Raw genomic sequence first — 10,275 nt, 5'->3', positions numbered from 1 at the left:
CCGGTGAAGGAGGAGGTGAACATGGCGTTGCGCCGCGGCATGGCCCGGATGTCGTAGCCGAAGCCGTCGGCGTACTCTCCGGAGATCTCAGCGCCGCGGGGGTTCTCATGGGTGGGGTGCCAGTAGGTGTCCACGTACTCGCCGTCGTTGGTGTACTCCACCAGCGCCGTCTTGCCGCCGTGGCTCTCGTTGTTGGACAGGGCGCTGACCATCATGCGGCCCGGCAGGGCGTAGAAGGTGTGGGGGCCCACGGCGCCGCCGCTCTCCTTGGTGAAGTCCGTGATGACCTTCTTCAGCTCGGGGTCGCCGGGGTCGGAGTGGACGTCGAAGATGAAGATCTCGTTGCTGTCCAGGCCGCCGGCCCACAGGTGCCGCCGGTCGTCGGTGAAGCCGGCGTGGTGGGCCTCGTTGCGGCCGCCCACGGATTCAGTGTCCACCACCTCGCCGTAGTGCGGCGAGCTGGGGTCCACGTCGATGGTCACCAGCTTGTCCTGCTCATCGCCCCAGCCTTCCACGCCCAGGGTCCAGATGTAGACATAGTCCTCCTGGCCGGCGATCTTCGGCATGTACGGCGACTGGCAGGTCTCGTCCGCCGATACCGTTGCAGTTCCAATCATTCCCAAAAAGGCCGTCAGTACCCCGACCCATGGGCTACGCCTTATCGCTAACCTATCCCGATTACCCATCACTTATAACTCTCCTTTTCGGTCACCAACCTCCGGGCCAATGGAGGGACGGGATGCCACCTTCCCGGTGGCTCCGTCCCCGGCCTGTGACTCGTCGATTAGTAGCCTGCCGTCCCCACGCCAGGAAATTTGTGGCAGGAGCAGCAATTGCACGTATAGTCCGACGTGCTGGCAAACCTTCGAATCCCTATTGGCCTCATCCATCGACTTCCCTCAGACGTGGACCACCTCGGGCTTCATGGAGTACAGGATTGCAAGGACTTCGTCTTTTTCCTGCTGACCACAGCCATTTTTATTCATTGCATCCAGAACATCATCAATCACCGCCACAAATTCTTGCTCATTAATATTCATTCCTCGGTGGGCGGTCAGCATGTCTTGCCCGGTATAGGTCTCGGGTCCTCCGGTACCCATGCAGAAGAGCTCAAGAACCTTCTGCTTGACCTCTTCCCCATCACTATCCTGGTACCGAATCTTGACTTCGGGATTCGTCGTGTGGTTCTTCCAAATATCCTCAACGATTCCCGAGATTCCTTCATGACCGCCCAGACGCTCATACAGGCTTTTGCCGTTCACTTCACTCATTTTTCTTCTCCTGTTGTGGGTTAGGCCCCTAAAAATTCCCTACTTATTACATCGTCTCCAGGCGGGATTGTCGGATTTCCTCAAACCCCGCTTGCCACGCTTGGTGGGCTTCCTCCTCGCTCAACAAGGCCAGAAAGCGGTCGACTTTGCCCTTTGCCAGCTCCCCTTCCCAGTAATCTCCGGTCATTCCGGAGTCAATTGTTTCCAGGTCCCCGTGGGGAGCCTTGTGGCCGAGGGCGCGGCCCGCCTCGCGCGCCGCATCCATGGCCTCCTGCTTGCTGGAAAACGTCTTACTCGCCATTTCCTGTCTCCTAACCTGGCGTATCGTCTTTTGCTCTAGTCATTTTCGGTGGGATGCCACTTCCATGGCTCATTCCCCGCAACCTTGAAAAAGATCAAAAGGTTGGCGACAAAAATGGCGATCAGCGCCACTGCGGTCCCAATAGCCCAAAGGGGTTCGCTGTGTCGCTCTCCTACCCCGAGGGCCACCAAACCGCCCACTGCAGGTACTGTGAATGCCACATTCGCTAAAAAGGCCATTGCGGTTTTCATTCCGGATTTCTCCTTGTCTCCTACCGGGCTACCGGGAATATTCCCGGTAGCGCCCTCGTCCCGACTTCTTAAGCCGCCGCGGCCTTACCCGAGGACTCCACCACGGGGTACCCAACCTGGCGATTCACTTGTGCGGCAAGAGCTTTCTCTTCAGGGCTGGCAAAGTCTCGATCCCACTCGGCCAGCTTGCGCTTCATGTAGGCATGCCAGAGGGGCGGGGTCAGGGTCAGCGGAAACAGGGTGAGATACCCCCAGCCAGTATCCGGGGCACCAACCGGCTGCAGATTCCAGAAGCTGGTCTCCCCCCGGTCGTGGTGGTCCGCCTGCCGGCCGATTTCGATGAAGGCCATTCCGGTCAGCATGGTGCTGTTGTCCCAGGAATGCCGGTACTCGATGGGCGCGCCTTTTTCCCTGATCAGCCCGTAATGCTCCATATAATTCAGAGCCTCGAGCTCAAGGTTGGCGATTGCCCAGATAGCCAGCATCGAGACAATTCCGATCCAGCCACCGGCCCAGAAGAACAGAGCCACGGTGGGAATGCTCATGGCATAGCCACGGAGCCACCGATTCTGAGGGGAGAAGAAGGGAGTCTTGCGCCGATTCAGCCGGCCCTTTTCCAGGCGGTAGGCAAACTTGGATTGGCCGAGGAAAGAAATGACGGTGTGCTTGTAAAGGTTCCGCCCCCGGGGTGCCGTGGCGGGGTCATCATCGGTGCCCAAATCCGTATGGTGATTGTAAACATGGGCGAAACAGAAGCTTGCGGCACCACTTAGAGCCATGGTCCAGCGCGCCAACCAGAAGGTGAAGCCTTTCTTGGTATGGGCGAGCTCATGGCCGAAAATAATGCCCATGCCCAGCCAAATTCCCGCCGATATGGTGGCTCCCACCAATTCAGCACCAGTCGTCCCCATCTGGATGGGTATCCCGAAAAATTCGGTGATGCCCATGGGAACGCCGGCCATGTAGGAGTACACCCTGGCCGCGAGGGCAAGCTGCAAGGCCATGAATATCGGCAACATGGCATACATCATGGCCTTGAGAATTGCCGGGCTGCCCAGTGAGCGGCCATTCTCATCCACAGCGCCATGCGTCCGAACCGGTACCGCCGTATCGGCCACGATGGCGGAGACTAGGAGCGCAAGTCCCAGCCAGACGTACACCCCACCGACAGCGACCCCGGTGAGGGCCGCGCCGATCAGCACGGGGGTGATGAAGTACTGAAGGTTCACCAGTAAACGCTTCATCCCTGAGTCCTCCCTAGGTGGTTTTTTGCTCGGCCCTTGGGTCGGCCAAACAAATTCGACACCTATATTTCTAGGCCTCAGGGGACCCCCGATAAAATCGGCAATTCCACGGCGGCCCATTGCGGATTCCCGAGCGTGAGCTACGTAGTAGCCTCACCATTTTTTCCTTCAGCCCAGTGATGAAGGGGGAATGTTTGGTCCATTCCGAAGCGAGGGTGTTGAGACCACCCGGGGAAGTACTGACATCCACAGTTCGCCCAATGGCCCCTAGGGAAAGCCCGGGACAACGGGAGCCTGAGGCTGTCGTACGAGGAGGGACCTCCCCTTCGACTTCCCAACCAGCCAAATCAATTTGGGGGCCGATTACCCCCGGGATCGGCAGACGAACGGAAGGAAAAAAGGCTCAGGGGAAGGAGATCATCCGGATATGGAAGGCGGCCGGGATACCCCATTTCGGTAAAGGGCCCTTGCCGCGAGCAGGGCTTCAGCGACGTCCGACTGCCAAAACTGGTCGTCCAAGTACGCAAGACCGAAGATGGTTTCGCGCTCCGGAAAATTTTCCGAGGGGGACTCGCCGCCACAAGAAGCTACTGGCGGAGAGCGGACTTCCCAATGCGGTCCTGCAAACGGAGCTCCCGAAAGTAGCGAGCCCACAAAGCGCTTGTAGCACATCGACGGGGTAAATCCGTCTCCGGCAGCAAGCCCAAGGCTATGCGCAAGAGGGCGCTATTTCAGCTTCCTGCGCATTGATGTCTTTCCGGATCCGAACGCCGAATCTCGGCGGAGCAATCGGCGATCCGCTGTCCGTGCATGAACTGGCCGAATAGCCCAGCGGTACTACAAGTAGGAAGTGGCCTGAAAAGGGGAGATTCAGAAGATGCTCTGAGTATTCCTGCTCATCAAGTCATACTCCAGCAATCTGAGCAGCGACTCAGGCAGGGATTCCCCGGGGTTATTTCCGTCAACCCATGTCAGGACCGTGACCACTGACACATCCAGCCTCCGGGCCACATCACGGTGAGTCAGCTCGAACTCATTAATTAGCCGCCGCAGTTCGGCGCAGGTATCGATCATGACCATTTCCTCGCTTCCATACAGGTATGCAGATTACTGAGACAGTACCTGCTATCTCATCCCACCCCCTCCTCCCACGAAACCCGTGGTTCCCAGTGCTCCCTTTCGGGTTTCCCGAACCTCTTTGAGGGATGAGCTCAATCCTGCCTGCCAGTAGTCCGTTTCAAGCTTGGCGAGGCCTTGGCCCCCTGCGGATTCCCGCTACTTAATTGCGGACCCCCGAAGCCCGGCTGTGGGAATCGCTAAGTTCGATCGACCATCCCCACCGCTAGAATCATAAAAAAACCTACCGATGGTTCATTGCTCCGAAGGGGTTCTAGATGTTTGGCCTAATTAAATCAAGTAAGCAGAAACAAACCGCTCAGGTTCAGCCCTCCGGCCAAGTATTCCAGGTTGAGCCCGGTGAAAAGCTTTTGGATGCCGCCCTTCGTGCCGGACTGGACTGGCCACACGACTGCCGTGTCGGAAGCTGCGGCTCCTGTAAGTGCAAATTATTGGAAGGGAAAGTCAAGGAGCTAGCGGATTTTGATTACACGCTGGACGAGGAGGAAATGGAGAGCGGCATGATACTGGCGTGCTCCAGCACCCTAAAATCCGATGTCGCGGTGGAGGTGCAGCTAGGCTCCAGGGAAAATTTGGAAATTGGCACCGTTGCGGGGGAAATCGCAAAAACCACCCCGCTCACGCATGACATCCTCCAGGTGGAAATTGCCCTTGATGAGCCCTTGCCGCCATACACTGCGGGACAGTACGCGGAAATATCCGTACCTGGCCGAATTGAGCACCCGCGGTCCTACTCCTTTGAAAAGGCCCCAGAGGACGAATCCCCCGATCGAGTCACCTTCCAGATTCGCCACGTCCCTAAAGGCGAATTCACTTCGTGGCTGCATGGAGAGAACCGAAACGGTGAAAAAGTCCAGGTAAGCGGCCCCTTTGGCAACCTCCTCGCGGATCCCCAAAAAATGTTGACCGAGCGAAACGATCCGATGATATGCGTTGCTGGAGGCAGCGGCATGGCCCCTATCAAGGCGTTACTGGAACATGCCCGCAACCTGGAGTGCCGACGAGAAACGATCTTCCTCTTTGGCGCTCGGAAACAGGAAGATCTATTTTGTCAAGAAGCGATGCAGCTCCTTGAAGAAAGTTGGGCGGTGACTGGAGGATTTTCTTTTATTCCCGTGCTTTCGGATGAACCTTCGGACAGCCAATGGCAAGGAGCAAGGGGGCTAGTAACGGAAAAAATCGCTGACCTGGGGCTGAATTTCGCAACAGCTGATGCGTTCCTTGCCGGCCCTCCTCCCATGATCGATGCGGCCGTGGAAACATTGACCTGTTGCGGCGTGCAGGAGGACAGGATTTTCTTTGATAAGTTCCTGGATGCGAGCCACACTTCCGGGAGGTGAATCCGCTTTTTGGCGTTACAACGCCTATTGGCTCCACTCCGGGGGTCTTCATTGGCCCTAGGTGACCTCTGCTTAAGGTATAGCCTTGACCCGGGTATACCGTTGACAGGCCCCCCGGTTGAGCCTAGGTTAGTAAATACTAACCCTAATAAGGGTCGAGATCCCTCCTTACCCGGATGAGCGGGCTAATAATCCTCTACCCCAGATCCCTGGGGTAACTGGGAATTGGTAGCGACCATGAGCACCGGAGAATCCACGGTATTCATCGTAGACGATGATTCTGCCGCCCTCGATGCCACAACGGCACTAGTCCGTTCGGTTGGCCTTCAGGCTATGGCGTATTCCTCAGCCAGCCAATTCCTCAAGGAATATGACCCTGAGTGGTCCGGGTGCCTAGTGCTGGATGTGCGCATGCCCGAGATGAGCGGGCTCCATGTCCAGGACAAGCTCCGGGAGCGGGAGCTCGACGTGCCTGTGATCGTGCTTACGGCGCACGGGGATGTCCCGGTAACGGTGCATGCAATGAAGGCAGGAGCCTTCGACTTCCTTGAAAAGCCCTGTAGCGAGGAAGTCCTTCTAGACACCATACAACGGGCCATCGAGCAGGACCGCGAAGTAAGGAAAAGAACCCAGGAAAGCTGTAGGCTCGCCGCAAGGATGGAAAATCTGACCCAGCGAGAGCGAGAAATCCTGGATCAGATCCGGGCGGGGAAGGCAAACAAAGTAATCGCTATTGAGCTTGGCCTCAGTGAGCGGACGATCGAAGCACATCGTTCGCGCATAATGGAGAAATTGGAAGCCCGCTCATTAAGCGACTTAATTCAAATGATACTTCAAGTAAATCCCGATCCCAATAGTAACCGTTACTGATTAGAAAATACCTGCCAACACACCTCTATAAGGTGCACCTATGGGACCACCGAGATCAGAATTTGAATACGATGGAGGCCTAGCTACGGCCCTTGAGTCGATTCGAGAAATTGCTTTTGAGGTGGCAGGGCCCAATGCCGAGCAGGTAGACCAGGAAGCGGCATGGCCCGAAAGGTCCCTCCGCAGTTTGCAAAAGGCCGGATTGGGGGGCTTGGTAGCTCCCACCTCGGCAGGCGGTCTGGGATATGGACTGCTAGCACTTGCCCAATCCTGCGAGACCCTTGGGCAGCATTGCGCGTCAACCGCCATGTGCTTCGGGATGCATTGTGTCGGCACCGCTGTAATCGCTGCAAAGGCCACCACCTACCAACAGGAACGGCACCTTGGTCCCATAGTCGAGGGGGGCAACTTGACAACCCTCTCTCTCAGCGAACCGGGGACCGGAACGCATTTCTACCTTCCTCAGACCACGCTGGAAGCCATTTCCCCTGAACAGTTTCGCGTTTCGGGGAAAAAAACCTTTGTAACCAACGGGGGTTATGCTGATCTATATGTGGTTTCCACAGTGGCGGCGGAGCCCCATGCCCCCCCGGGGCAATTCTCCTGCATAGTAGTCCCCGGAGACGCCGAAGGGTTGGAAATTGGTCCTCATTGGCAAGGCCTCGGGCTCCGGGGAAATTCCTCCCGAACGATCACCCTGAATGATGTTGTTATTAACCGTCGCGATCTACTGGGCAGGGAAGGGGACCAGATCTGGTATGTATTCCAGGTTATCGTTCCCTATTTTTTAATGGCTATGGCTGGCACCTATCTAGGGGTTGCTGGGGGAGCCCTGGAGGAAGCCCAGACGCATTTATGCCAGCGCCATTACTCCAGCAGCGGTTCGACGTTGGCTCAACAACCGGTGGTTCAGCACCGTTTGGGGGAGCTCTGGGGCACATTCGAACGAACCCGACAGCTCATATACCACGCGGCGCAATCTTTTGATGCGGGGCAGCCTTCCAGTCTTACTTCGGTGTTTTCAGCAAAGGCGGAAGCAGCAGACGCCGTTGTGCATATCGTCAATGAAGTAATGACGCTCATGGGGGGCACGGCCTATGGAGAGGGGTCCAAGCTTCATCGCATGCTCCGAGACGCCCGAGCAGCGCACGTGATGTCTCCCACTACCGACCTCCTGCGGATCTGGGCGGGAAGAGCCTTACTGGATCAACCCCTTCTCAGCCCCTAACCATGGAAAAATAAATGGCGGGAGTAATCGAGAAGCTAGGACCGTCATAACTCCCAAAAACAACTTTAATGGGAGAATATGTGGAAGCAGATAACCCGTACATTATTCTGGTGGACACCGATCGGAATTCTTTCGAGCCACTCCAGTTGCTGATTCCGGAACGAGTGTCCCTTCTGCAAGTATCAGATAGGGAGGGATTCCAGGACCTTATAAAAAACCAAGGGAATTCTCCCTCTACCCTGATTATTAGCCGCTCCGCCGATGACCCAATTCAAATTGCGCAACAAGCCCATCTATTGGACACCGGGATTCCTGTTCTAATACTTACCTTTCCTTCGCAGCACCAGAAACTTAAGCAAGCACTTCATTTTTCTCCTTTTCTGGGCAGTGATATTACACTGTGGTCTGGGGATTATGATGCTGAGCTCGGGGCTATTTTCCAGGAAATGGTAAAAAGGGCACAGCAGCGCAAGATCTTCCGTGGGCGCATGGCTGCGGTCCAAGCCGATATCCCCAACCTCCATGAAGGGCAGGCCCGAGTAACACACTATTTGGACCGCTTGCTCGATCGGGCCCCAGTAGGAGTAGTAACACTAAACGTGGATCGCCGAATTGTTGCAGTCAATCGACAAGCCAAAAACCTTCTTGAGAGTACCGAGCAGGAGCTTCTGGGCCAGAAACTACTAGACTTCTTTCCTGATGACGAGCAAAAACGGTTACAAAGCCTCTTTATACAGTCAGATCAAAACCCCCCTGTATCCGGTCCGGGCCCGGAACAGGTATACAAACTAATTACCCCTCAAAACGATCCCCTGTTCCTTGAAATTACGGTGGCTCCTCTATCGGATACCCCATCGCCTCAAGGCGCCATAGTTATTTTCCAGGATGTAACACCACGGATTCAGGCCGAGCGGGAACGCATAGATGCGGAGCTAGCCCTGCGCAACAGTGAGAAACAGCTTCGCCTGATCACCGACACTGTACCCGCCCTGATCGGCTACATAGACGCTGATGAGCGATACCGTTTTAATAACAGGGCCTATGAAGACTGGTTTGGATGGAAAAGGGAGCAGTTTTATGGACAGCACATAAAAGACATGCTTGGGGAAAATGTCTATGAGGAAATTCGACCTCATGTGCAATCCGCCCTCGCGGGAGAATGGGTGGAATACGAGTCAGAGCTACCTATTCCAGGCGGGGAAACCCGATTTGTTAGGGGAACCTACGTACCGGATCGATCGGAAGACGGGACTACCATCGGATTTTATACCCTATTGTCCGATATAACAGAACAAAAGAAGAATCAGGACCAAGAACGCCAGCGAATGTTGGAGTTTTGCCACGCTTCTAGATTAACCACTATCGGAGAGATGAGCAGCCAGTTAATCCATGAACTGGCCCAGCCCCTTGGAGCAATTGCTTATTATGGAAGTAGCTGCCTTCGTTTAATGGACAACGAAGGCCTTGAATCCAAAGAATTGCGTCGCATGACAGAGAGTATTCAAGAACAAGCGGATCGCGCTGTACAGATCATGAACCGGCTTCGCCGGTTTGCCAGGAAGGAGGTCACACCTACTACTTTTTCTCTAAATGAATTCGTTCACGGTGTGGTACATTTCGCTAATATTGAAGCCCGCGAAACAGGAATTACCATTCTAGAAGATTTGGGCGAGGGCGCGGGGTCTCTTATTGCGGATAGGGTCCTAATAGAGCAGGCCCTTCTCAACCTGATCCGCAATAGTATCCAGGCCATGATTGAATATGAAAATGCGGGGCAAACCATTACCGTTCAGACCTGGGAGGACTCGGAAGGAACGCTCCATGTTTCCGTTACAGATTCTGGGCCGGGATTACCGGACAGTCTCCTGGAAAAGTTATTTGAACCCTTTTTTACCACCAAAAAATCCGGTACGGGCATGGGGCTTGCTATTACAAAATCCATAATCGATTCTCATGGTGGCTCACTAACCGCTTACAACAATATCAATAAAGGGGCGACCTTTGCCCTGACCCTAGAAAAAGAATTCCCACCGTTGGAAGGATACACCCAAGCCCTGTCCGGATCCTGAATTCCCAGCAGTTTCGCCGATCTGCGTAAGGGGTAGCCATCCGGTCCGGGCTTTACCTCCCCTCCCTCTTGCTTGCTTTCTTGAAAACCTTTTTCCTGGAATGCCAATAACCACCACTTGGTAGAAACCAGCTCGCGCAAAGGACACTTCCTGCCGGGGCGGGCTGTCCTTCCATTTTTGAGCCCCTGACCAAGCAAAGCAGTCCTTAACTCGGGCCGGACATCTCCAGAGACCAATTGGGGGACTCGAGCACCAAACCGGCCTTGCCGAATTCAGTACCTAAGGTCTCAGGGCATTGTCCTTGAATGGAACCCTTCGGTTATAGGCAAGGCGCCCTTCCCGAGCCCAGCTTTCGGCCCTCAACCACCGCCGTTCCTCATCACCCTTTACCTGACGCTACCATCTTTTTGCTTTTATCTGGCATTGCGGCTTTCAGCCAACCCCTTAGAAAAGACACGATGACATGACAAATTTTCTCTATATCCAAAATAAGCCGCCAAAAAAAATAAAATTATACTTTATAATTATCGGGTTACGTTCCGGCACAGCAATTGCTAAGGGCAT

10 protein-coding genes and 1 pseudogene are annotated in these 10,275 nt (G+C 55.0%); 5 read left to right on the top strand and 6 right to left on the bottom strand.

Annotated elements, in window-relative coordinates; translation table 11 throughout:
• The 6 genes from ACERLL_RS04425 to ACERLL_RS04400 all read right to left on the bottom strand — a co-directional run.
• On the bottom strand, window positions 1-617 hold a 617-nt coding region (locus ACERLL_RS04425; protein ID WP_373654837.1), incomplete at its 3' end, for a selenium-binding protein SBP56-related protein.
• A gap of 282 nt (window positions 618-899) precedes the next feature.
• A complete protein-coding gene (locus ACERLL_RS04420; protein ID WP_373654836.1) occupies window positions 900-1,271 on the bottom strand; it encodes a group I truncated hemoglobin in 372 nt (123 codons plus the stop codon).
• A 46-nt stretch (window positions 1,272-1,317) separates the two neighbouring features.
• Entirely contained in the window at window positions 1,318-1,572 is a 255-nt protein-coding gene (locus ACERLL_RS04415; protein ID WP_373654835.1) for a hypothetical protein, read from the bottom strand.
• A 35-nt stretch (window positions 1,573-1,607) separates the two neighbouring features.
• Window positions 1,608-1,823 carry a hypothetical protein gene (locus tag ACERLL_RS04410; protein WP_373654834.1) on the bottom strand — a complete coding sequence of 72 codons (216 nt, stop codon included), beginning with the start codon at window positions 1,821-1,823 and terminating at the stop codon, window positions 1,608-1,610.
• Window positions 1,824-1,891: 68 nt separating this feature from the next.
• Window positions 1,892-2,851, bottom strand: a complete 960-nt coding sequence (locus ACERLL_RS04405; protein WP_373654852.1) for a fatty acid desaturase — start codon at window positions 2,849-2,851, stop codon at window positions 1,892-1,894.
• Between the two features lie 1,086 nt (window positions 2,852-3,937).
• The gene (locus ACERLL_RS04400) at window positions 3,938-4,141 is read right to left on the bottom strand and encodes a hypothetical protein (protein WP_373654833.1); all 204 of its coding nucleotides are present in this window, start codon (window positions 4,139-4,141) and stop codon (window positions 3,938-3,940) included.
• A gap of 320 nt (window positions 4,142-4,461) precedes the next feature.
• Between ACERLL_RS04400 and ACERLL_RS04395 the strand changes: the two genes are divergently transcribed.
• The 5 genes and pseudogenes from ACERLL_RS04395 (at window position 4,462) to ACERLL_RS04375 (ending at window position 9,711) form a co-directional block, all read left to right on the top strand.
• Entirely contained in the window at window positions 4,462-5,544 is a 1,083-nt protein-coding gene (locus ACERLL_RS04395) for an NADH:ubiquinone reductase (Na(+)-transporting) subunit F (protein WP_373654832.1), read from the top strand.
• Window positions 5,545-5,781: 237 nt separating this feature from the next.
• Complete coding sequence (locus ACERLL_RS04390) at window positions 5,782-6,414, top strand: response regulator transcription factor (protein WP_373654831.1); 633 nt, start codon at window positions 5,782-5,784, stop codon at window positions 6,412-6,414.
• A gap of 40 nt (window positions 6,415-6,454) precedes the next feature.
• Window positions 6,455-6,805 (top strand): annotated as a pseudogene (locus ACERLL_RS04385) (acyl-CoA dehydrogenase family protein); the annotation flags it as partial.
• 18 nt (window positions 6,806-6,823) lie between these two features.
• Window positions 6,824-7,642, top strand: coding sequence for an acyl-CoA dehydrogenase family protein (locus tag ACERLL_RS04380; RefSeq protein WP_373654851.1), 819 nt, complete (start codon window positions 6,824-6,826; stop codon window positions 7,640-7,642).
• An 80-nt stretch (window positions 7,643-7,722) separates the two neighbouring features.
• The gene (locus ACERLL_RS04375) at window positions 7,723-9,711 is read left to right on the top strand and encodes a PAS domain-containing sensor histidine kinase (RefSeq protein ID WP_373654830.1); all 1,989 of its coding nucleotides are present in this window, start codon (window positions 7,723-7,725) and stop codon (window positions 9,709-9,711) included.
• Window positions 9,712-10,275 lie beyond the last annotated feature (564 nt).

This window comes from Thiohalorhabdus sp. Cl-TMA, assembly GCF_041821045.1.
GTDB lineage: Bacteria > Pseudomonadota > Gammaproteobacteria > Thiohalorhabdales > Thiohalorhabdaceae > Thiohalorhabdus > Thiohalorhabdus methylotropha.
The sequence above is the reverse complement of the archived record's forward strand: the minus strand, read 5'-3'. Positions and strand labels throughout refer to the sequence as shown.